Source organism: Nonomuraea sp. NPDC051191 (assembly GCF_044455665.1).
Lineage (GTDB): Bacteria > Actinomycetota > Actinomycetes > Streptosporangiales > Streptosporangiaceae > Nonomuraea.
The window spans coordinates 74,957-96,090 of sequence record NZ_JBITEZ010000008.1 but is presented as its reverse complement, the minus strand read 5'-3'; the positions used below and the strand labels follow the sequence as shown (position 1 = coordinate 96,090).

Genomic DNA, 21,134 nt, shown 5'->3' with positions numbered 1-21,134 from the left:
CCCGCGTATGCTGAACGGCAAGCCGTACAAAATCAAACATATGTAAACAGGAGTGAACATGAGGCTGTTGGTCACCGGAGGCGCCGGGTATGTCGGCAGCGTCGTCGCCGCGCAGCTCGTCGAGGCGGGGCACGAGGTGACCGTGCTCGACGACCTGTCCACGGGGCACGAGGACGCGGTGCCCGAGGGCGCCCGGTTCGTCCGCGAGTCGATCACGAACGCCCACGAGGCGCTCGACGGCATCGACGCCGTGCTGCACTTCGCGGCCAAGTCCCTGGTGGGCGAGTCGGTGGCGAAGCCGGGCCTCTACTGGGCCAACAACCTCGGCGGCACCCTGGCCCTGCTCGACGCCATGCGCGACAAGGGCGTGCGCAGGATCGTCTTCTCCTCCACGGCGGCCACGTACGGCGAGCCCGAGCGCTCCCCCGTCGAGGAGAGCGACCCGACGCGCCCGACCAACCCCTACGGCGCCTCCAAACTGGCCGTGGACACCGCCCTGAGCGCCTACGCGGGCATCCGCGGGCTCGGCGCGGTGAGCCTGCGTTACTTCAACGTGGCCGGCGCCTACGGCCGCTTCCGCGAGCGGCACACGGTCGAGACCCACCTCATCCCGAACGTGCTCAAGGTCGCCACCGGCGAGCGCGACTCGGTGAGCGTGTTCGGCACCGACTACCCCACTGCCGACGGCACCTGCGTGCGCGACTACGTGCACGTCAGCGACCTGGCGCGGGCGCACCTGCTGGCCCTGGAGGCGATCGCCGAGGGCGAGCACAAGATCTACAACCTGGGCAGCGGCACCGGGTTCAGCGTGCAGGAGGTGATCTCGGTCTGCCGCGAGGTCACCGGCCACGAGATCCCGGTCGTCGTCGGTGACCGGCGGCCCGGCGACCCGGCCGTCCTGGTGGCCTCGTCCGCGCGCATCCAGAGCGACCTGGGCTGGAAGGCGGAGCGGGCGGCGCTGCGCGACATCGTCTCCGACGCGTGGACGGCACTTTCCGGGAACGCCTGATGTGGGTGGCGAGTATGTGCTGTGATACCCAAATGTGAGGAGCTTTTCACCAAGGGTCACGAAGCTGGTCTTTGGTGCCCTCATCCTGCTGGGCAGCCTCGCCGCGGCAGCCGGGGTGATCTTCGCGACCTCCCAGCCCGCGCCGGCCGCCCAGCCCGTCCCCTCCTGCCCGGGGGTGGACGAACAGGAGATTCCGGGTGACCAGTAGCGTGTTCCGCCGTGTCACTCCTCCCCGAGAGCCGGCCCGTCCGCGCGCTCACCTACGCCACACTCCTGCGTTCCGTCGGCCGCGGCCTGTTCGTCACCGTGAGCGTGCTGTTCTTCAAGCTCTCGGTCGGCCTGTCGGACGGCGAGATCGGGCTGGGGATGACGATCGCCGCGGCCGTCGGGCTCACCGCCGGGCTGCCCGCAGGGCGGCTGGCCGACCTGGCCGGGCCGCGCCGGGTGCAGATCGCCTTCTCCGCCGCGGGTGGGCTGCTGGTGCCGGTGTACGCGCTGGTGTCGGGGTTCGCCGGGTTCGTCGTGGTGGCCGCCCTGGTGACGTTCGCCGAGGCCGCGGAGGGCACCGCGCGGGCGGCGCTGGTCGGGGGCGCGGTGCCGGGGCCCGACCGGGTGCGGGTGCGGGCGTACCTGCGGGCGGTGACCAACGTCGGCTGGTCGGTCGGCGGGCTCGGCGCGGGCGCGGCACTGCACTTCGACAGCAGGCCGGTGTACCTGGGGATGATCTTCGGCTGCGCGCTCTGCTACCTCGGGAGCGCGGCCCTGACGCTCCGGGTGCCGTCGGTCGCGCCGGTCCGGCGGAAGGCGGGCGAGCCGGTCTGGATCGTGCTGCGCGACCGGCCGTACGCGGTGCTGGCGCTGCTCAACGCCGTGCTGTTCATGCAGAACGGGCTGCTCACCATCGCGATCCCGCTCTGGGTGGCCGGCCGCACGTCCGCGCCCACCTGGACGGTCGCCGCGGTCGCCATGGTCAACACCGTCACCGTCACGCTCCTTCAGGTGCGGCTCAGCCGCGGCACCGACGACGCGGCCGGCGCGGCCCGCGCCCAGCGCCGCTCGGGCGTGTTCCTGCTGCTGGCCTGCGTGCTGCTGGCCCTGGCCGCCGGGCAGCCGGTCTGGGTGGCGCTGGTCGCCCTGTTCGGCGGCGCGCTGCTGCACGTCTTCGGTGAGCTGCTCCAGGCCGCCGGCTCCTGGGGCCTGTCGTACGAGCTGGCCCCGCCGCAGGCCATCGGCCAGTACCAGGGCCTGTACGGGATGGGCCAGCAGGTGGCCAACATCGTCGTGCCGGCCGTCATGACCACGGTCATCGTGGGCTGGGGGCTGCCGGGCTGGCTGCTGTTCGGCGGGCTGTTCCTGGCGGCCGGGCTCGCCGTGCCGCCGGTGGCCCGCTGGGCCGAGCACACCCGCGCCGCCGCCATCCCCCTCATGACGACGGACGCGCGCCCCCGCTGAGCCGGGGACGCGCGTCCGTGGTGTCGCGCCGGGTTCAGATGAGGCCGAGCTCGCGGACCGCGTCGCGCTCCTCGGTCAGCTCGCCCACGCTGGCGTCGATGCGCTCGCGGGAGAAGGAGTCGATCTCCAGGCCCTGGATGATCTCGTACCGGCCGTTGACCGAACGCACCGGGAAGGACGAGATGAGCCCCTCCGGCACGCCGTACGAGCCGTCGGAGACGACGGCGGCCGAGGTCCACTCGGTGCCGTTGACCCAGTCGTACACGTGGTCGATCGCGGCGTTGGCGGCCGAGGCGGCCGAGGAGGCGCCACGGGCCTCGATGATGGCGGCGCCGCGCTTGGCGACCGTCGGGATGAACGTCTCGCGCAGCCACTCGCCGTCGACCTGCTCGGCCGCGACCTTGCCGCCGACCTCGGCGTGGTACAGGTCGGGGTACTGGGTGGCGGAGTGGTTGCCCCAGATGGTCATCTTCTTGATCTCGGTGACCGGGACCTGGAGCTTGGCGGCGAGCTGGGACAGCGCGCGGTTGTGGTCGAGGCGGGTCATCGCGGTGAAGCGCTCGGCCGGGACGTCGGGCGCGTTCTGCTGGGCGATGAGCGCGTTGGTGTTGGCCGGGTTGCCCACGACCAGGACCCTGATGTCGTCGGCGGCGTGCTCGTTGATCGCCTTGCCCTGCGGGCCGAAGATGCCGCCGTTGGCGCCGAGCAGGTCGCCGCGCTCCATGCCGGCCTTGCGCGGCATGGCGCCGACCAGCAGGGCGACGTTGGCGCCGGCGAAGGCGACGTTGGCGTCGTCGGTGATCTCGATGCCGGACAGCAGCGGGAACGCGCAGTCGTCGAGCTCCATGGCGGTGCCCTCGGCCGCCTTCACCGCCTGCGGGATCTCCAGCAGGCTCAGCTTGACCGGGACGTCAGCGCCGAGCAGCTGTCCCGACGCGATGCGGAACAGCAGTGCGTAGCCGATCTGACCGGCGGCCCCGGTGACGGTTACCTTGACGGGCGTGGCCATGGCCTTCCCCTAACTCACAGGATGAATTCGTTGGACTTTCGGATGTTACCGCTCGTCATCCGCAGGGCTCCATCGCGGGCACCTTCAGCTCGGGCTGGAAGTCGACCTTGTCGAAGTGGCTGTTCAGGAGCTTCTTGATGGTGCCCGTGCGGTAGAGGTCGGCGATGACCCCCTTGACCGCGGCGCAGGTCTTGGTGTCGCCGCCCCGTATGCCGACCGCGTACCGCTCGTTGTCCAGCTTGGCACCGATGATCTTGTAGCGCAGGTTCTCCCGGCTGGCGAACCCGGCCAGGATCAGGTCCTCGCCGGGCACCGCGTCGACCTTGCCGTTCCTGAGCAGGTCCATGCATTCCGCGTAGTTGGCGGCGGTCACGGGCTCGACCTTCACCCTGTCCTGCACCTCGCCGACCGTCGGGGTGTCGAGCGCGCAGATCTTCCTGCCCTTGAGGTCGTCCAGCGAGTCGATGCCGGTGCCGGCGCGGACCAGCACGTCGCGGTGGGCCACGTAGTACGGCCCGGCGAACCGGGTCTCGCTCTTGTCCACCGAGTACGTGGCGACGACCAGGTCGACCCTGCCCTCGGCCAGCGCGGCCGCCCGGTCGTTCCGGCCGACCCGGGCGAACCTGGTCTCCTCCGCCCCGAGCGCCGCGGCCACCAGCTTGGCCACCTCGACGTCGAAGCCGGTGAACTCGTCGCCGTTCTGCAGGCCGACGCCCGGCAGGTCGGCCTTCACGCCGATGACGATCTTGCCGGTCTGGGCGACCTTGTCCACCACCGAGGCGAACGTGGGGGGCCGCTGGGTCTTCTTGCCCGTCGTCGAAGGGGTCACGACCTCACCCTTGAACGCCAGCGGTGACCAGCCGTTCGCCATCGCAGCGACGGCGACGACCACCAGCATGACGAGCGCGGCGGCCAGCGCGAGCCACACCTTGAGCCGCCGCCGGCCGCCGGACGGCACGGGCTCGTCAAGGGGCCGCGGCGCGGGGCCCTGGCCGGGGGGCGTCGTATCCACCTGCCCCGCGCCACCGGTCCCGGTCGCGTGGCTCCCGGTCCCGGTCATGTGACCCGCCGCCGAGCCGGTCACCGGGCCGCTCGCCGAACCGGTCACCGAACCGGTCACCGAACCGGTCACCGAACCGGTCACCGGGCCGGGGGGCGCGGTCACCGGCGGGCCCGACCGGCTCTGCCCGGTCATGCGGTCATGGCGGACCTGCTGCCCGGTCGTACGGTCGTGGCCGGGGGCCGTGCCGGTCGGCGGACGGCCGGAGGCGGCGGGGTCGGCGGGGTGACCCGTGGCCTGCGTGACGGGCCGTTCGGTGATGGACGTCGCCGACACCCGGGTGAACGGCGTGGTGTCGTCACCGGCCACCTGCACGCCCCTGGTCAGCACCGCCGTCGAGGCGCCGGCGGCCGTGCCGGTCTGGCCGAGCAGGCGCAGCAGGAGCTGGTCGGCCGAGGGCCGCTCGTCGGGCGACTTGGCCAGCGCCGAACGCACCACCCCCCGCAGCGGCTCGTGCATCATCTCCACGTCGACCTCGTGGTTCAGGATGCGGTTGAGCACCACCGCGATCGACTTGCCCTCGAAGGCCGCCTTCCCGGTGGCGGCGAAGGCCATGGTCGCCCCCCAGGCGAACACGTCCGTGAAGGGCCCGATGTCGTCGCCGGCGATCTGCTCGGGCGCCATGTACGCGGGCGTGCCGATCGCGCGGCTGGTGATCGTGCCGGTCGAGTCGATGATGCGGGCGATGCCGAAGTCGACCACGCGCGGCCCGTCGGCGGCGATGAGCACGTTGTCGGGCTTGAAGTCCCGGTGGACGATCGAGGCGTGGTGGATGGCGGTGAGCGCGGTGGCGGTGCCGATGGCCAGCCGGTCGAGGACCGTGCCGCTGAGCGGGCCGTCGGTCTCGACGATGTCGCGCAGCGCCCGCCCGTCGATGTACTCGCTCGCGATGTACGGCGTGTCGCCGTCGAGGTCGGCCTCCATCACCCGCGCGGTGCAGAAGGAGGCCACCCGCTGCGCCGCCTTCAGCTCCCGGGCGAAACGCGACCTGGCGATCGTGTCACCGCTGAACTTCACGTGCAGCAGCTTGATCGCGGCGCGCTCACCCTGCTCGTTGACGCCCAGGTAGACGATCCCCTGGCCGCCTTCGCCGACCCGTCCGGACAGCCGGAACGAACCCAGCAGCGCTGGATCGCCGGCCACCAGCGGCGCGATCTGCGGCATTCGTCTTCCCCACGTTCACTGAACCCCAACCACGCAAACTTTACGACGCTCAGCAACTTCCCAGGGATCCGTTAACCGTTCGTGACTCACCGGTTTTTACACAAAGCCCGTACACAGCGTCCATTCGGACCCTGTAACTACGGTCTTGACTGCTTATGGATCAGGCCGCCGACGGCCTCCCGCCGGCATCGGGTCCATCAGGAAATCCTGCTTCCAACCTGGCATCCCGACTCTGCCGATCGCTACGGTTGATCAACGGGAGAGTGCACGTTCCTGGTCGCGGCCGAGGAGATCACGTGGACGGAGTGGCGTGCCGCCTTCCTGAGGGACAGTGACAACATCCACGTCGTGGCCGACCTTCGGACGGGAACCGTCGAACGGCTCCCCGTCAGGCAGCCGCGCGCAGCACGGCCACTCCCGGGTCGCGGGCAGGTGGCCGGATGGACGTCGGAAGGCCTCGCCATGAAGAGCGGCGAGCCCTCCCGCCGCTCTCCGGGACACCTCAGATCGGTCTGGTTCGCCGTCTACTCGCCCAAGGGCCACCTGCTGCGCAGCTACACCATGCCGGGCAACGTGGAGTGGACCATCGAGCCGTCCCCCTCCGGCCGCCTGATCGCGTCACGGCACCGGGAGCTCACCCCCGACGGCGTGCTCCAGCAGGGCGTCGCCCTGTTCGACACGAAGACGGGCAAGCACGTGCGGTCACCCCGCAGCTGGCCACCGGCTGGTGGCTCGCCGCCCTCCTGCGCCGGGAGGACGAGGACACCCTCACGGTCAGCCCGCCGAGCTGGGCGTGGTGCTCGGGCGCGTCCGTCAGTAGGGCAGGCTCCAGGTGGTGAAGGACTTGCGCAGGTACGGGTTCTTGAACTTCGGGTACGCGACCGTGCTGACGTCGCCGTCGGAGGTGTAGCGCATGTCCGGGTTGTTCTTGAGCCAGTCGAGCCAGGCCGCCGAGCAGAACTGGGCGCAGTCGCCCTTCTTCTCCATGACGCGGATCCGCGGGATGCCGCCCGGGTCGAACGCCTTGCTGAACGGCGAGGGCGCGGGCGTGTACCCGGCCAGGAACGCGCCGGCGTGGTTGTAGAACTTGCCGTGCAGCGCCCACTCCTTCTTGCTCGGCTGGTTGCCGTACGGCAGGGCGATGGAGTTCGGCTTGACCTTGGTCAGGTCGTCGATCTGCTTGGCGATGCCGCCGATCTGGTCCTCGACCTCCTTCTCCGAACGTCCGCGCAGGTTGACGTGGTCGCGGGTGTGGTTGCCGATGTCGAAGCCGTTGTCCTTGAGCCAGCCCAGCGTCTGGGCCTGCTCCTCGCGCACGGTCTTGCCGAACATGTCGCGGGTGACGTAGAAGGTGGCGGCCGGCCGGAAGCCCGGGTGCTTGGCGGCCACCTCGCGCAGGATCGCCACGGCGGTGTCCGGCTGCGGGACGCCCATCTCGTTCAGGGTGAGCTGCGAGGGCGACGAGTCGTCGAACGTGAGCACCACGGGATGCTTGCCCGCCGGGACGTTGATCTTCCCGGTCACCATCTCCGAGGCGCTGATCGGGACGTAGTCCTCCTTGACCAGCCGTTCGAGGTCCGAGCGGAACTGCTGCGGAGTCCTGTCGTCGGTGGTGGCCGGGTTCTTGATGACCCGGTGGAACATCAGCACCGGGATCTGGCCCAGTTCGTTCGCCTTGACCTTGCGCGCCAGCGCGATCTTGGCCGCCTTGCTCTGCTTCAGCCTGGCCGCGGCCTCGGCCTTGCTGTCGGTGATCTTGGCTGTGTCGGGCGGCGAGTCGCACCCGGTCAGGACGACGGCGACCGCGAGCAGCCCCGCTCCTGTCAAAATACCCAGTCGCATCCGAACCCCCCGAGACGCGTACGACTGTTACAGGTTGGGCCTTACCCAGATGATCAACTGCGCCACGCCGCGACCTCGTCAAAGAAGCGTCAGGGATTGCGAAAAGCGTCATTCCCTGCCGAGGCCGAACCGGCGGGCGATCCGGGCCATCAGCTGCGACATCCTGGACGGGAACGCGTCCGGCTCCGGGACGGTGACCGGCCGGACCCGGCCGTTGTGGATGTCGCGACCGACGCCGCCCGCGCCGCCGAGACCGAGATCTTCGTCCCGGTCGGCCTGGCGGGCGCGCGGGCGCTGGACGGCTACGGGCCGGACGAACTGGCGGTGATCCTCGGCTTCCTGCGCACCGCCCGCGGGGTCCAGGAGGAACAGGCCTCCCGCGTCAGAGATTCGTCCTGAGTCCGGAAAACATGACACAGGGTGTCGGGTTTCCGGCCGAGCATGGTCCTGCCGGCCCAGCCGAACGGGGGCCGGTGCGTACGGACAGACAAGGACATCAATGCGTGAAACCCCGCAGGAGCTCGAAGAGCTTCAGGCGCTCCTCGACGCCTCACTCTCCCGCTCCACCTCGCACCTGCGCTCGATCGTCACCGAGCGCACCCTGGACGCCGAGCAGCTCACCCGCGTCCTGACCGGCATGTGCGTCCTCGCCCTGTCCACCGTGACGGCGAAGGGCGAGCCCCGCATCAGCGGCGCGGACGGCCACTTCCTGCACGGCAGGTGGGTCTTCGGCACCGCGCGCGGGGCCGCCAAGGCACGCCACCTGGCGGCCCGTCCGGTGGCCAGCGTCGCGCACATGCGTGGGGAGGACCTGGGCGTGTTCACCCACGGCACGGTGGAGATCCTCAACCCGCAGGACGGCGAGCCGGCCGCCGACTGGCCCGACCTGCTCGCCTACCTCAAGGACTTCTACGGCGAGAACGCCTTCGACTGGGACAACGACGTCGTCTACTTCCGGCTGCACCCGCACTGGATGACCGTCTTCGCCCCCGATCTCGCCAAGCTCACGTCCTGACCGGCCGGCGCGGCTCTCACAGGTAGAGCCGCAGCAGGTCCTCCTCGCTCTCCCGGCGGACGACGGCCCGCGCCTCGCCGTCCCGCACCGCCACGACCGGCGGCCGGGGCACGTGGTTGTAGTTGCTCGCCATCGAGCGCTGGTAGGCGCCCGACACCGGTACGGCGAGCAGGTCCCCGGGCCGCACGTCGCCGGGCAGCGCGATGTCGCGCACCAGCACGTCGCCGCTCTCGCAGTGCTTGCCGACCACGGTGAAGGCACCGGCAGGGGCGTCGGAGGCGCGGTTGGCCAGCACGGCGGTGTAGGCGGCGCCGTACATGCCGGGGCGGGGGTTGTCGCTCATGCCGCCGTTCACGCTGACGTACCGGCCCTTGATCGTGCCGATCTCGTAGAGGGCCACCGTGGACGGACCGGCGATGGACCTGCCCGGCTCGACGGCCAGGTGCAGGCCCTGGGTCTCCTTCCTGAGCACGGCGACCAGCTCGGCGGGCGTGGGCGGGGTGGGGTCGTCCGGCGTGTAGGCGATGCCGAGGCCGCCGCCCAGGTCGAGCCTCGTGACGCCGGTCTCGGCGGCGAAGGCGGCCATCCGGGCCGCGGCGGTGGCGAAGCCGTCCAGCTCGAAGATCTGCGAGCCGATGTGGGAGTGCAGGCCGTACAGCTCCAGCGAGGGCTCGGCGGTCACCTGCGCCACCGCGAGCGCCGCGGCGCCGGCGCTGAGCGAGAAGCCGAACTTGGAGTCCTCGCCGCCGGTGGCGATGAAGGCGTGGGTGTGCGGGTCCACGCCCGGCGTCACCCTGATCATCACCCGTTGCCGCACGCCCAGGGAGGCGGCGATCCCGGCCAGCCTGCCGATCTCGGTGAAGGAGTCGACGACCACGCAGCCGATGCCCCAGGCCACGGCCCGGCGCAGCTCGTCGGCCGACTTGTTGTTGCCGTGGAAGACGACCCGCTCGGGCGGCATCCCGCCGGCCATGGCCACGGCGAGCTCGCCGCCCGTGCAGACGTCGAGCGACAGGCCCAGCCGGTCCAGCCAGCGCACCACCTCGGGGCAGAGGAACGCCTTGCCGCCGTAGTGGACGTCGCCGTCGGGGAGCGCGTCCAGCCAGGCGCGGGCGCGGGCGGTGAAGTCGGCCTCGTCCAGCACGTACGCGGGCGTGCCGTGCACCCGGGCCAGTTCGACCGCGCCGATCCCGCCGAGATGCAGCTCCCCGTCGTGCCATGCGGCGGTCTGGGGCCAGATGTCCAAACTCATGAGGGGCGAGCGTAAGCAACCCCGAGGGCTCACGGGGTCGAGCATCGACGGATTCGTTGCTGAGGGTCGCATGCCTTCACGAGGCTTGGTGGCGCCTGACGGCCTGGCCACGATGACATGCCATGCGAACACACCTGGTCATCGCCCTGGTGGCGGCCTGCGCTCTCGGCGCGGGATGCGGGAGGTCCACCTCGGGTACGGCGACCCCCACGCCGCCCTCCTCGACCGGCAAGAGCGCCAGCGATCTCGTCCCCGATTCCATCAGGAAGTCGGGCGAGCTCCGCATGGCGACCTCGGAAGGCTATCCCCCGATGGAGATGTACAAGCCGGGCACCCAGGAGATGACCGGCGTCGACGCCGACCTCGCCGTGGCCGTCGGGCAGCGACTCGGGCTGAAGACCCGGATCATCAACGCCTCCTTCGACGGTCTCATCCCCGGCCTCCAGGGCGGCAGGTGGGACATCGCCATGGCCGCGCTCAGCGACCTCGAACAGCGCCGCAAGGCCGTCGACTTCGTCGACTACTTCAACGCCGGCGGCTCGATCATGGTCAAGAAGGGCAACCCCGAGGGCATCAAGACCCTCGAAGACCTGTGCGGCAAGAAGGTCGTCCTGGCCAAGGGCAGCTCCAACCTGGAGATCGGCAAGCGCCAGAACGAGAAGTGCGCCCAGAAGATGGAGATCATGCAGAGCGAGGACGCCCCCACCGGCCTGCTCACCATCGACTCCGGCCGCACCGTCGCCACGATCGTCGACTCCCCCGTGGCCGCCATGTACGCCAAGGAGACCGGCAAGTACGAGGTCCTGGCCGAGCAGTACGACGCCGGCCCCTGGGGCATCGCGATCGACAAGAAGCAGACCGGCCTGCGCGACGCCGTCGCCAAGGCGCTCCAGGAACTGATCGACAGCGGCGAGTACGGCAAGATCCTGGAGAAGTACGGCACGACGGCCAACGCCGTGCCCAAGGTCACGATCAACACCGGCGCATGATGGAGCTCCCGATCGAGGCGGTGAAGCCGCCCAGACCGGGGCGGCTCGTCGCGGCGGTGGTCGCGGCGCTGCTGATGGCGTGGCTGGCCTACACCGTCATCGTCAACCCCAACCTCCACTGGGACGTGATCTCCGAGTTCCTGCTGGACGGCCGCGTGCTCGGCGGCCTGTGGATCACGATCGCGCTCACCGCGCTGTCCATGGTCATCGGCGTCGCCCTGGGCGTGGTCGCCGCCGTCATGCAGCTCTCCGACAGCCCGGTGCTGCGCGGCGCGGCCGGCCTCTACACCTGGTTCTTCCGGGGCACGCCGCTGCTGGTGCAGCTCATCTTCTGGTTCAACATCGGCCTGGTCTTCCCCGAGATCGGGATCGGCGTGCCGTTCGGCGGGCCGATGTTCCTCCAGTGGCCGGCCAACGAGCTGATCACGCCGTTCACGGCGGCGCTGCTCGGGCTGACCATCAACGAGGGCGCGTACATGGCGGAGATCGTCCGCGCCGGCATCCGGTCGGTCGATCCGGGGCAGCAGGAGGCGGCCGAGTCGCTGGGCATGTCGCACCGGCAGATCCTGCGCAGGGTCGTGCTGCCGCAGGCGATGCGGGTGATCATCCCGCCGACCGGCAACCAGTTCATCTCCATGCTGAAGACCACCTCGATGGTCTCGGTCATCTCCGGCGCGGAGCTGCTGACCGTCTCCCAGCGCATCTACCTGGACAACTTCGAGGTGATCGCGCTGCTGGTGGTCGCCTCCACCTGGTACTTGCTGCTCACCAGCGTGGCCACCGTCGGCCAGCGCTTTCTGGAGAGGAGGTTCAGCCGTGGCCACTAGCATGGTGAAGATCGAATCGGTCAGGAAGCGCTTCGGCCAGCTTGAGGTGCTGAAGGGCGTCAGCCTCGACGTGCCGGCCGGCGGGGTGGTCTGCGTGGTGGGCCCGTCCGGGTCCGGCAAGTCGACGCTGTTGCGCTGCGTCAACCGGCTGGAGACGATCGACGCGGGCCGGGTGTGGGTCGACGGCAAGCTCATGGGCTTCAGCGAGCAGGGCGGCAAGCTGCACCTGCTGCGGTCCGACGAGCTGTGCCGCCAGCGCCAGGAGATCGGCATGGTCTTCCAGCGCTTCCACCTGTTCCCGCACATGACCGCGCTGGAGAACGTCATGGAGGGCCCGTGCACGGTCAAGCGCCTGCCGAAGGCGAAGGCGGCCGAGCGGGCGAAGGCGCTGCTCGACCGGGTGGGGCTGGCCGACCGGGCCGGCCACTACCCGCGGCAGCTCTCGGGCGGCCAGCAGCAGCGGGTCGCGATCGCGCGCAGCCTGGCCATGGACCCCAAGCTCATGCTGTTCGACGAGCCGACCAGCGCGCTCGACCCCGAGCTGGTGCAGGAGGTGCTGCAGGTCATGCGCGACCTGGCGGCCAGCGGGATGACGATGATCGTGGTGACCCACGAGATGGGCTTCGCCAGAGAGGCGGGCGACCACCTGGTGTTCATCGACGACGGCGTGATCGTGGAGGAGGGGCCGCCCCGCGAGGTGCTGTCCGCGCCACGTCACGAACGCACCCGGGCCTTTCTCGGGCAGGTGCTGTGAACGGCTCGCCACTCGGGAAGGGTTCGGCCACGTGAGCCTCGACATGCTGATCAGCGGCGGCCTCGTGGCCGACGGGACGGGCTCGCCGCTGCGCCGGGCCGACGTCGGCGTCCGCGGTGACCGCCTCGTCCTGCTGCCCGGGGGCGGCCCGTCCGACGGCGGCGGAGGGCGGGTGATCGACGCCGCCGGGCTGGTGGTCGCGCCCGGTTTCATCGACGTCCACACCCACTCCGACGCGGTCACCCTGCTCGGCGAGGCGGGCCGGGAGCTGGCCGCCGCGCCCGTGCTCATGGGCGTCACCGTGGAGATCTGCGGCAACTGCGGGTCGAGCCTGTTCCCGGCGCTGCCCGAGCGGGTGCCGGCGCTGCGCCGGTCCAGCAGGGCCGGCTTCGGCGGCAACATCCCCATTTTTCAGGACTACGAGGGGTTCGTGGAGGCGCACGAGCGGGCTCCCCGGTCGAACCACCTGACCTCCCTCGTCGGCCACGGCACCCTCCGGGCCGGTGTGCTCGGCTACGAGGACCGCCCGGCCACTCCCGCCGAGCTCGACACCATGTGCGCGCTGCTGGACGACGCGCTCGCCGCCGGGGCCGCCGGGCTGTCCACCGGCCTCATCTACACCCCGGGCACGTACGGCGACACCGCCGAGGTGGTCGCGCTGGCCCGTGTCGCGGCCAGGCACGGCAAGCCGTACGTCACCCACCTGCGGGACGAGATGTCCCGCGTCGAGGAGGCGCTGGAGGAGGCCGTCGAGATCGCCCGCCGGAGCGGGGCCGCGCTGCACGTCAGCCACCACAAGACCGCCGGGAAGCACGCCTGGGGCAAGACCCTGCGCACGCTCCCCCGCATCGCCGCGCTGCGCGCCCAGGGCATGGACCTCACCTGCGACGTCTACCCCTACACCGAGGGCAGCACGTCGCTGTCGGCGATGTTCCCCCCGTGGGCCAACGACGGCGGCACCGAGGCGCTGCTCGACCGGCTGCGCGACCGCGGCCAGCGCGACCGGATGCGCGCGGCCATCGAGACGGGCGTGCCGGGCTGGGAGAACACGGTCGGCAACGGCGGCTGGGACCGCATCTCGGTCGCCTGCGCCACCCGTCACCCCGAGGCCGAGGGCCGTACGATCGCCGAGCTGGGCGGCGACCCCGTGGACGCGGCGGCCGAGCTGCTCCTCGCCGAGGAGGGCGAGGTGACGATCATCAGCCACTCCATGCGCGAGGACGACGTCCAGCGGGTCCTGTCGAGCGAGTTCGCCATGATCGGCTCGGACGGCGTGCCCAAGCCGGGCCACCCGCACCCCCGTCTGGCCGGCACCTTCCCCAGGGTGCTCGGCCGCTACTCCCGCGACCAGGGGCTGTTCCCGGTGGAGACCGCCGTCCACAAGATGACCGGCATGGCGGCCGACCGGTTCGGGCTGGAGGACAGGGGCGTCGTACGCGACGGGGCGCACGCCGACCTGGTGCTCTTCGACCCCGGGACGGTCGCCGACGGCGCGACCTACGCCGACCCGCTGCTGCCCCCCGTCGGCATCAGGGCCGTCGTCGTGGCCGGACGACTCGCCGTGCAGGACAACAGGCTCACCGAGGACAGACCAGGAAGGATCATCGGGCGGTGAACGACATCACGCTCGCCGTCGCGACGCGCGATCTGGCGACGGGCGAGTTCCACGGCGTCAACGAGGACGCCGAGCTGCCGTTGGCCAGTGTCGGCAAGCTGCTGCTGCTGGCCGAGGTGGCGATGAGCGTCGAGGGCGGCATCCTGGCCCCCGACACGCCGGTGACGCTGCACGACGACGACTACTGCGGCGGCTCCGGGCTGCTCACGGCGCTGTCGGCGCGCAGCTGGACGGTCGGCGACCTCGCCGTGCTGACCGCCGCCGTCAGCGACAACACCGCCACGAACGCGCTGCTGCGCACGATCGGCCTGGACCGGGTCAACGCCGCCGCCGCGGCGCTCGGGCTGTCGCGGACCAGGCTGCTCGACCGCATCAGGGAGCCGCGTACCCCCCAGGACCCGCCGACGTTCGCGATCGGCACCGCGGCCGAGCTCTCCGGCCTGGCCGCGCTCCTCGCCGGTCCGGGCGGCTGGCAGGCGCTCATGCGCGGGTGGATGCGCAGGAACACCGACCACGGTCTCGTCCCGGCCCTGCTCAGGCACGATCCCGAGGGCGACTGGCTGGCCAACAAGACCGGCACCGACGACGGCGTCCGGTCCGACGTCGGCATCATGGACGGCCGCATCGCCTACGCCGTCCTCGCCCACGGCCCGGCGGGCAGCGAGCACGACCTGACCTCCGCCGTACGGCGAGCCGGCCTGGACGTCGCCGCCCGCCTCAGCGCAGCGAAGGCTCCAGCGAGTTCCTGAGCTGGGCCGAGGCCGTACGCAGGTAGGCCAGGAACGACCGGGCGGCCGGGTTCGGATTGGTCGGCCGCCTGGCCACGCCGATCCTGCGGAACAGGTTGGGCGTGGTCAGGCGGCAGGTGTGCAGCCCGGTCGCGCCCTGCAGGCCGAGGCTCGGCACCAGCGCGACGCCGAGCCCGGCCCGTACCAGGCCGATCGTGACCTCGTAGTGGTCGCTGCGGCAGCGGATGCGCGGCGAGAAGCCCTCCAGCGTGCTGGCCCGTTCGAGGATCGACACCGGGTGCTCGGCGCCGAACGTGGTGATCCACGGCTCCTCAGCCAGGTCCGCGAGCCGGATGCCGGAGCGCTGGGCGGCGGGGTGGCCGGTCGGCAGCACCAGGAGCTGCGGCTCGTGGAACAGGTGGACCACCTCCACCCCCTCCGGGCACTGCCACGGGTCGAGCGCGTGCTCGAAGACCACCAGCACGTCGAGCGCGCCGCGTTCCAGATCGGGCAGCAGCTCGTACGGCTGGCCCTCCACCAGGTCGAGCGCCACCTTGGGATACCGGGAGGCGAAGCGCGACAGCGCCAGCGGCAGCAACCGGTACCCGGCGGAGGCGAAGAAGCCGATGCGCAGCTCGCCGGCGTCCACCCTGGCCTGGGCGAGCAGGTCCTTCTCGGCCGCCTCGATGATGTCGACGACCTCCTGGGCGCGGATGGCCAGGCGGCGTCCGGCCTCGGTCAGCCGCAGGCTCTGGGCGTTGCGCTCGACCAGCCCGACCCCCGCCTCCTGCTCCAGCCGCGACAGCTGGTGGGACACGGCGGACGGCGACAGCTTCAACACCCGGGCCGCACCGGCGATGCTGCCCGTCCGGAACACCTCAAGCAGGACACGCAGCCGGTTACTACTCAACACGGGACCAAGCGTACGAGCTCCCCCACCTCGCTCCGCGCATAAAATGTCACCGGTGATCGACTCCACCCTTCTGCCGCCGGTCGAGCTGCGCACCGAGCGGCTCCTGCTGCGCCCCTGGCTGCCCGCCGATCGCGAGCCCTTCGCGGCGCTCAACGCCGATCCCGAGGTCATGGAACACTTCCCCGCCACGCTCAGCCGCGAGCAGAGCGACGCGTTCGCCGCCGCCAGCGACGAGGCGATCACCCGGCAGGGCTGGGGACGCTGGGCGCTGGAGAGGCTGGACACCGGCGAGTTCATCGGCTTCACCGGCCTGAACCAGCCCACCTTCGAGGCCGACTTCATGCCGGCCACGGAGATCGCCTGGCGGCTGAACCGGGCCTCGTGGGGCCACGGCTACGCGAGCGAGGCGGCCGCCGCCGCGCTCGGCTTCGCCTTCGACCGCCTCGGGCTGGCGGAGGTGGTCTCCTTCACGGCCACGGTCAACACGCGTTCCAGCGCCGTCATGCGACGACTCGGCATGGTCCATGACCCTGGCGGGGACTTCGACCACCCCGTCCTGCCCCCCGGGCACCGACTGCGCCGCCACGTCCTGTACCGCCTCGCCGCGAGCGACTGGCGCCGGGCGAGCAGGTAGCCCGCCTCGGCGGCGGGTCAGCCGCCGCCCGGAGGCGGCCGCCCGCGTCTCAGCGCTTGTTGGTGCGGATGGAGATGATCGTGCCGGGCGGGATGGTGGCCGCGGAGACCTGGCCGGGAGAGACCCATGGGCCGACGTTGTAGACGTACCCGACGCTGGGGTTGACGTGCAGGACGGTGATCGCGATCTGGTGCTGCCCCGTGCCACCGGTGCAGCGGCTCTCGGCCGTCGAGCCGTTCACGCTGGTGGTGCAGCCGTCGGGGACGGCGTGCGCGGCCGGGGCGAGGCCCGCGAGCAGCGCGGTGGCGAGCAGGGTCGCGGCGGGCAGGCCGGTGGCCCACTTCCTGGACAGCACGAGGACGCCTCCTGAGGACCGAGGGATGCTTCTTTTAGGAAACTTTCCTAAATGGACCCTAATCGCCCCTGCCCGGACGTCAACCCCCGCGAACGACGCCCCGCCGGCCAAGACGGCCCCTACCGTACGACGAAGCCGCAGATAGAGGCCGTTCTCCCGCAAACAGACATCTTCTTGAGGGACTGCAAGCCCCTTTCCCCGACCTGCGGACTCGCCGACTGACTGCTGTGATGAGTGGATGCGCTCTCCGCCGGCAGGTCCTTCAGCGCCGCGAGCCTGGACGCGGCAGGGTGTCGACGGCCTCGGCGAGGGCACGGATGAGCGGGTTGGTGTCGGTGGCGCGCCAGGCGAAAGCCCATCGAAGGGGCGGGGCATCGGTCACGGGGACATAGGCGAGGTCCGGTCGAGGATAGAAACGGGCGGCCTCGGCGGCGGCGGCACCGACGGCTTGTCCAGTGCTGATGACCTTGAGCTCGTCCTCCCAGTTGGAGATGACCGGGCCGCGGGCGACCGGGCGCCCGGACGGGGTGTGAAAGGGCTGGAACGCCTCTTCCATGGATGCCGGGATCGGTGATCGGTGTCCCATGAAGGTCAGGTCTCCGTAGTCCTCCAAGCTCAGCGACTCCCGGTCGGCGTACGGATGAGTGGCGGCCATGACGACGACGACCGGTGAGGTGTGGGTGACCGGACCGGTGGTGATGTCGGGTTCGCCGACCGGCAGCCACAGGTGGGCCACGTCGACCTCACCGGCTCGAAGCGATGTGAGCGGGTCGACGACGTTGAGTTCGCGATGCACGAGCCGGACGGCCGGACATCGGTTGCGGAACCGATCGACGATCTCGCGGATCATCCAGCCCTGCGGGCCCATGCTGCCGAGCGTGAGCACACCGGCGACGCCTTCGGCGGCCATTCGCGCGCGTTCCAAGCTGTCGTTCAGGCTCGTGTAGATCGGTCGAAGGTCGTCGCTGAGTTGCCGGCCCAGCGGGGTGAGGCGGATCTGGCGGCGGTTGGAGCGGTCGAACAGTTCCCCGCCCAGCCGGCGTTCCTGCTGACTGATGGCCTGGCTGATACGGGCCTGGGACACGTGCAGCCGTTCGGCCGCCCGCCCGAAATGCAACTCCTCGGCCAGCGTCAGGAAGATCTCGATGTCCCGAAGTTCCACAAGCCCCGCCCCTAGTCATAACCCGTGCGTTATCGGCACGGGCGTGAAGTCTACGTTGATCCAGGCCAGGGTCTTGACGAGAGTGGACGGAGCAAACGGCTGGCGAACGCCCAGCCCACTCGTGATCACGCATGGGGGACCCAGATGTTGCGGGAGATTCGCTACCGCGGACCGTCGCTGGATGAGCTGCACAACAACTACGCCAAGCGGCACCGGATCGACGAGGAGGCGCCCATCCGCTCCGCGCACGAGGTGGTGATCGACGCACCGGCTGAGCGGGTCTGGGGCCTGCTCGCCGACCCCACCGCATGGTCGGCATTCGACCGAGCCATCCGCGACGTGCGCGTCGCGGGCGACGGCGGCGTCACGGTGGATACGCCGTTCACCTGGGTCAACGGCCGTACCGCCATCAGCTCCCGGTTCGCCGTCGTCGAGCCGCTCCGCGAGATCACCTGGACCGGCAGCGCGATGGGCTCGCGCGCCGCGCACCGCCACCTCATCACCACCCGGCAGGACGGAACCACGCTCCTGCGAACCGAGGAGTCCATGGCCGGCTCCCTGCTCGGGCTCTTCTACAACAGCGCGAAACTGCACGCCGAGCTGACGCGCTGGCTCGGCTCGATCAAGACCGCCGCCGAGCAGCCGTGACCCTGGCAGTCACGGCAAGGAGATGGCCTGCTGCGAGGCGACCTCAACAACGTTCCCTGAAGGACGGCCCTCGTACGAGCAGGTGTCATCCCGAAGCTCAGACTGCCAGACATGCGAAACGGCCCCTACCGTACGACGAAGCCGCAGGTAGAGGCCGCTTTTTCTCAAGCAGACATCTTCTTCTTGAGGGACTGTAAGCCCCTTTCACCGACCTGCGGAATCATGACCGACCATGGCTCTGACCTGGGCAAACACCGTCATCATCGATCAACGTCTGTCATCGTCGACCCACCTCGCACGGCCCAGAGACGGCCCAGAGACGGCCCCGCAACTGGCCTAGCCGCGATCAGCCCCACGGGCGTGAGGATCGGGACCAGCTGATCGGGCATGCGCGTCGTGCGGACGGGTCACCCCCAGGCTTGGAAAGTCTCCCCGACAGGTGTGGGGGAGCGGCGCCGGTGCCGGCATACCCAGCACGCCATGCACGGGTCACCCCAAGGGGGTGGGGCTCGGCGGAACAGGACCGTACGGGCGGCTCGGACGACCGGGTCACCCACGGGCGTGGAAATCGGGCATCGGCCAGGGTCACAAAGGGGCGCACGCTGATACAACGGGTCACCCCCACAGGTGTGGGGATCGGGCCACGCGAGGGTTGCCGTAGGCGTAGACGTTCGGGTCCCCCCACGGGTATGGGGATCGGTCGAACTCGTTGTGCGGGTCGGCCTCGATGCCCGGGTCACCCCCATGGGTGTGGGGATCGGGTGAAGTTCACGGTCCTGAAGCTGGTCGTCACCGGATCACCCCCACGGGCGTGGGGATCGGGAGTACGCCCCGGACGCCACCGTGCGCCTCGACGGGTCACCCCCACGGGTGTGGGGATCGGAGGCGGACTTAGCCGCGCGTGTACAGGTCGGCCGGGTCACCCCCACGGGCGTGGGGATCGGCATTCCCAGGGCCCGCGACGGCCCGGTTCTTGCCGGGTCACCCCCAGGGCGTGGGGATCGGTCCTCCGAGCGATCGTGCCTCTCCGGTGTGGGGAGGCGGGTCACCCCCACGGGTGTGGGGATCGGGCCTGCCACGTTCGCAGGGTCGCCCCCTTTAGCGGGTCACCCCCACGGGTGGGGGGATCGGATGAGCAACCGGCCTACGGTAGCCGTACAGGTCGGGTCACCCCCACGGGTGTGGGGATCGGCTCCCCTGGTTGACCCGGCCGCCCGTGGCGAACGGGTCACCCCCACGGGTGTGAGGATCGGAACCCGACCGCGATCCAGCGGCGGGGTGCGTACCGGGTCACCCCCACGGGTGGGGGGATCGGGCCTGCCAGGTTCGCAGGGTCGCCCCCTTTAGCGGGTCACCCCCACGGGTGGGGGGATCGGGTGGTGACGGTCCTGCCGTCAAGCTCCCGAAGCGGGTCACCCCCACGGGTGTGGGGATCGGAACCACGCCAACGCGGGCGTCCAGTAGCCGATCGGGTCACCCCCACGGGTGTGGGGATCGGCAGTTCCTCGGGCCACTCCAGCACGAGGGGTGCGGGTCACCCCCACGGGTGTGGGGATCGGGCCGCGGTGGACTGGGCGCAGGCGTACAAGTCCGGGTCACCCCCACGGGTGTGGGGATCGGAGGCCGAGCGCGACCTGTTCGGGCGCGGCCACCGGGTCACCCCCACGGGTGTGGGGATCGGGTCACCGTCAACTCCATCGGCTACACCTCCGCCGGGTCACCCCCACGGGTGTGGGGATCGGTAACGTCACGCCCATCCCAGTCGCCGAGTGGGCGGGTCACCCCCACGGGTGTGGGGATCGGGGCCCCCCGGGACGGGCTACTTCCTGGTGGACGGGTCACCCCCACGGGTGTGGGGATCGGCCCAAGGTCTCCCACTCCGAGATCGTCCGAGCCGGGTCACCCCCACGGGCGTGGGGATCGGTGCTTCTCCCCCGGCGGGCCGCCGTGCGTGGGCGGGTCACCCCCACGGGCGTGGGGATCGGGCGATCACCCTGGGTACGGCGACCGGCATCGCCGGGTCACCCCCACGGGCGTGGGGATCGGGAGACGGTGAGGGAACGCCGGGGCCGCCGCGGCGGGTCACCCCCACGGGCGTGGGGATCGGACCAGACGGCTCTCACTGCGTCACTGACTGGCCGGGTCACCCCCACGGGCGTGGGGATCGGGCGCAGTCGGTGAGCTCGACGCACACGTTCAGCGGGTCACCCCCACGGGCGTGGGGATCGGAAGTACCGCATCCTCTACCTCAACTCGATGTTCGGGTCACCCCCACGGGCGTGGGGATCGGTTGAGCTGCGCCTGCGTACCCTGCTCCCCTTCCGGGTCACCCCCACGGGCGTGGGGATCGGGGCAAAATCCCTGGTCGGCGTGTTGATAGTGGTGGGTCACCCCCACGGGCGTGGGGATCGGAAGCTGCTGGAACGAGATCACCCCGTCCGCCTCGGGTCACCCCCACGGGCGTGGGGATCGGCGTAGCGGCCCGCTCCGGTCAGCGTGCCGAGGCGGGTCACCCCCACGGGCGTGGGGATCGGCACGAGCTTGGTGCGGGCTCCCACTCCCGGGTCGGGTCACCCCCACGGGCGTGGGGATCGGGGCGCTCCGAAAGCGAGCAGGTGTCCGCCCGGCGGGTCACCCCCACGGGCGTGGGGATCGGGGCCTTGACCGTTTTCAATGCGCCTCCTTGTGCGGGTCACCCCCACGGGC

18 protein-coding genes and 1 CRISPR repeat array (1 of these 19 cut by a window edge) are annotated in these 21,134 nt (G+C 70.8%); of the genes, 11 read left to right on the top strand and 7 right to left on the bottom strand.

Annotated features, from left to right (window positions below):
* Window positions 1–58: 58 nt before the first annotated feature.
* Both galE and ACIA8R_RS23875 read left to right on the top strand, forming a co-directional pair.
* The gene (galE, locus tag ACIA8R_RS23880; protein ID WP_397040425.1) at window positions 59–1,009 is read left to right on the top strand and encodes a UDP-glucose 4-epimerase GalE; all 951 of its coding nucleotides are present in this window, start codon (window positions 59–61) and stop codon (window positions 1,007–1,009) included.
* A 219-nt stretch (window positions 1,010–1,228) separates the two neighbouring features.
* Window positions 1,229–2,461, top strand: coding sequence for an MFS transporter (locus ACIA8R_RS23875; RefSeq protein WP_397040423.1), 1,233 nt, complete (start codon window positions 1,229–1,231; stop codon window positions 2,459–2,461).
* A 34-nt stretch (window positions 2,462–2,495) separates the two neighbouring features.
* On the opposite strand, the gene ACIA8R_RS23870 is transcribed toward ACIA8R_RS23875, so the two are convergent.
* From ACIA8R_RS23870 to ACIA8R_RS23860, 3 genes are all read right to left on the bottom strand, one after another.
* Window positions 2,496–3,470 (bottom strand): malate dehydrogenase, encoded by a 975-nt coding sequence (locus ACIA8R_RS23870; protein WP_357707730.1) that lies wholly within the window; start codon window positions 3,468–3,470, stop codon window positions 2,496–2,498.
* Between the two features lie 55 nt (window positions 3,471–3,525).
* A complete protein-coding gene (locus ACIA8R_RS23865; protein WP_397040421.1) occupies window positions 3,526–5,694 on the bottom strand; it encodes a protein kinase in 2,169 nt (722 codons plus the stop codon).
* 813 nt (window positions 5,695–6,507) lie between these two features.
* Window positions 6,508–7,536, bottom strand: a complete 1,029-nt coding sequence (locus tag ACIA8R_RS23860) for a polysaccharide deacetylase family protein (protein WP_364086091.1) — start codon at window positions 7,534–7,536, stop codon at window positions 6,508–6,510.
* Between the two features lie 216 nt (window positions 7,537–7,752).
* Here ACIA8R_RS23860 and ACIA8R_RS23855 point away from each other — a divergent pair, with 216 nt between their 5' ends.
* Both ACIA8R_RS23855 and ACIA8R_RS23850 read left to right on the top strand, forming a co-directional pair.
* Window positions 7,753–7,935, top strand: a complete 183-nt coding sequence (locus ACIA8R_RS23855) for a hypothetical protein (protein WP_397040419.1) — start codon at window positions 7,753–7,755, stop codon at window positions 7,933–7,935.
* Between the two features lie 100 nt (window positions 7,936–8,035).
* Window positions 8,036–8,551 carry a pyridoxamine 5'-phosphate oxidase family protein gene (locus tag ACIA8R_RS23850; RefSeq protein ID WP_397040418.1) on the top strand — a complete coding sequence of 172 codons (516 nt, stop codon included), beginning with the start codon at window positions 8,036–8,038 and terminating at the stop codon, window positions 8,549–8,551.
* A gap of 16 nt (window positions 8,552–8,567) precedes the next feature.
* Here the strand turns inward: ACIA8R_RS23850 and lysA are convergent, their stop codons facing one another.
* Window positions 8,568–9,803 carry a diaminopimelate decarboxylase gene (gene lysA, locus ACIA8R_RS23845; protein ID WP_364086084.1) on the bottom strand — a complete coding sequence of 412 codons (1,236 nt, stop codon included), beginning with the start codon at window positions 9,801–9,803 and terminating at the stop codon, window positions 8,568–8,570.
* A 122-nt stretch (window positions 9,804–9,925) separates the two neighbouring features.
* Here lysA and ACIA8R_RS23840 point away from each other — a divergent pair, with 122 nt between their 5' ends.
* From ACIA8R_RS23840 to ACIA8R_RS23820, 5 genes are read left to right on the top strand one after another with little or no spacing between them, the layout of a single operon-like run.
* On the top strand, window positions 9,926–10,792 hold the full coding sequence (locus tag ACIA8R_RS23840; RefSeq protein ID WP_357707736.1) for an ABC transporter substrate-binding protein: 867 nt from the start codon (window positions 9,926–9,928) through the stop codon (window positions 10,790–10,792).
* Entirely contained in the window at window positions 10,789–11,619 is an 831-nt protein-coding gene (locus ACIA8R_RS23835) for an amino acid ABC transporter permease (protein ID WP_364086081.1), read from the top strand. Before ACIA8R_RS23840 ends, ACIA8R_RS23835 begins: the two co-directional genes overlap by 4 nt.
* 1 nt (window position 11,620) lies before the next feature.
* Complete coding sequence (locus tag ACIA8R_RS23830; protein ID WP_397040749.1) at window positions 11,621–12,373, top strand: amino acid ABC transporter ATP-binding protein; 753 nt, start codon at window positions 11,621–11,623, stop codon at window positions 12,371–12,373.
* Between the two features lie 31 nt (window positions 12,374–12,404).
* Window positions 12,405–13,988 (top strand): amidohydrolase family protein, encoded by a 1,584-nt coding sequence (locus ACIA8R_RS23825; protein ID WP_397040415.1) that lies wholly within the window; start codon window positions 12,405–12,407, stop codon window positions 13,986–13,988.
* Entirely contained in the window at window positions 13,985–14,737 is a 753-nt protein-coding gene (locus ACIA8R_RS23820; RefSeq protein ID WP_364086077.1) for a serine hydrolase, read from the top strand. Before ACIA8R_RS23825 ends, ACIA8R_RS23820 begins: the two co-directional genes overlap by 4 nt.
* Here the strand turns inward: ACIA8R_RS23820 and ACIA8R_RS23815 are convergent.
* Window positions 14,706–15,629 carry a LysR family transcriptional regulator gene (locus ACIA8R_RS23815; RefSeq protein ID WP_357707743.1) on the bottom strand — a complete coding sequence of 308 codons (924 nt, stop codon included), beginning with the start codon at window positions 15,627–15,629 and terminating at the stop codon, window positions 14,706–14,708. The genes ACIA8R_RS23820 and ACIA8R_RS23815 overlap by 32 nt on opposite strands.
* Before the next feature lie 52 nt (window positions 15,630–15,681).
* Between ACIA8R_RS23815 and ACIA8R_RS23810 the strand changes: the two genes are divergently transcribed.
* Window positions 15,682–16,263 (top strand): GNAT family N-acetyltransferase, encoded by a 582-nt coding sequence (locus tag ACIA8R_RS23810; RefSeq protein ID WP_397040413.1) that lies wholly within the window; start codon window positions 15,682–15,684, stop codon window positions 16,261–16,263.
* Between the two features lie 49 nt (window positions 16,264–16,312).
* On the opposite strand, the gene ACIA8R_RS23805 is transcribed toward ACIA8R_RS23810, so the two are convergent.
* Both ACIA8R_RS23805 and ACIA8R_RS23800 read right to left on the bottom strand, forming a co-directional pair.
* Window positions 16,313–16,618, bottom strand: coding sequence for a hypothetical protein (locus tag ACIA8R_RS23805; protein ID WP_397040411.1), 306 nt, complete (start codon window positions 16,616–16,618; stop codon window positions 16,313–16,315).
* A 262-nt stretch (window positions 16,619–16,880) separates the two neighbouring features.
* The gene (locus tag ACIA8R_RS23800) at window positions 16,881–17,780 is read right to left on the bottom strand and encodes a LysR family transcriptional regulator (RefSeq protein ID WP_397040410.1); all 900 of its coding nucleotides are present in this window, start codon (window positions 17,778–17,780) and stop codon (window positions 16,881–16,883) included.
* A 144-nt stretch (window positions 17,781–17,924) separates the two neighbouring features.
* On the opposite strand from ACIA8R_RS23800, the gene ACIA8R_RS23795 reads away from it, so the two are divergent.
* A complete protein-coding gene (locus ACIA8R_RS23795; protein WP_397040408.1) occupies window positions 17,925–18,428 on the top strand; it encodes an SRPBCC family protein in 504 nt (167 codons plus the stop codon).
* Between the two features lie 484 nt (window positions 18,429–18,912).
* Window positions 18,913–21,134: direct repeats of the CRISPR family, unit length 29 nt; unit sequence CGGGTCACCCCCACGGGCGTGGGGATCGG (it continues 256 nt past the right edge of the window).

What these genes read in the sequence shown, in the direction of transcription:
- ACIA8R_RS23830 (WP_397040749.1), top strand. Translation starts at nt 11,621, where the DNA reads ATGGTGAAGATCGAATCGGTCAGGAAGCGCTTCGGCCAGCTTGAGGTG.
- ACIA8R_RS23795 (WP_397040408.1), top strand. Translation starts at nt 17,925, where the DNA reads ATGTTGCGGGAGATTCGCTACCGCGGACCGTCGCTGGATGAGCTGCAC.
- ACIA8R_RS23840 (WP_357707736.1), top strand. Translation starts at nt 9,926, where the DNA reads ATGCGAACACACCTGGTCATCGCCCTGGTGGCGGCCTGCGCTCTCGGC.
- ACIA8R_RS23850 (WP_397040418.1), top strand. Translation starts at nt 8,036, where the DNA reads ATGCGTGAAACCCCGCAGGAGCTCGAAGAGCTTCAGGCGCTCCTCGAC.
- ACIA8R_RS23860 (WP_364086091.1), bottom strand. Translation starts at nt 7,536, where the DNA reads ATGCGACTGGGTATTTTGACAGGAGCGGGGCTGCTCGCGGTCGCCGTC.
- ACIA8R_RS23865 (WP_397040421.1), bottom strand. Translation starts at nt 5,694, where the DNA reads ATGCCGCAGATCGCGCCGCTGGTGGCCGGCGATCCAGCGCTGCTGGGT.
- ACIA8R_RS23870 (WP_357707730.1), bottom strand. Translation starts at nt 3,470, where the DNA reads ATGGCCACGCCCGTCAAGGTAACCGTCACCGGGGCCGCCGGTCAGATC.
- ACIA8R_RS23835 (WP_364086081.1), top strand. Translation starts at nt 10,789, where the DNA reads ATGATGGAGCTCCCGATCGAGGCGGTGAAGCCGCCCAGACCGGGGCGG.
- galE (WP_397040425.1), top strand. Translation starts at nt 59, where the DNA reads ATGAGGCTGTTGGTCACCGGAGGCGCCGGGTATGTCGGCAGCGTCGTC.
- lysA (WP_364086084.1), bottom strand. Translation starts at nt 9,803, where the DNA reads ATGAGTTTGGACATCTGGCCCCAGACCGCCGCATGGCACGACGGGGAG.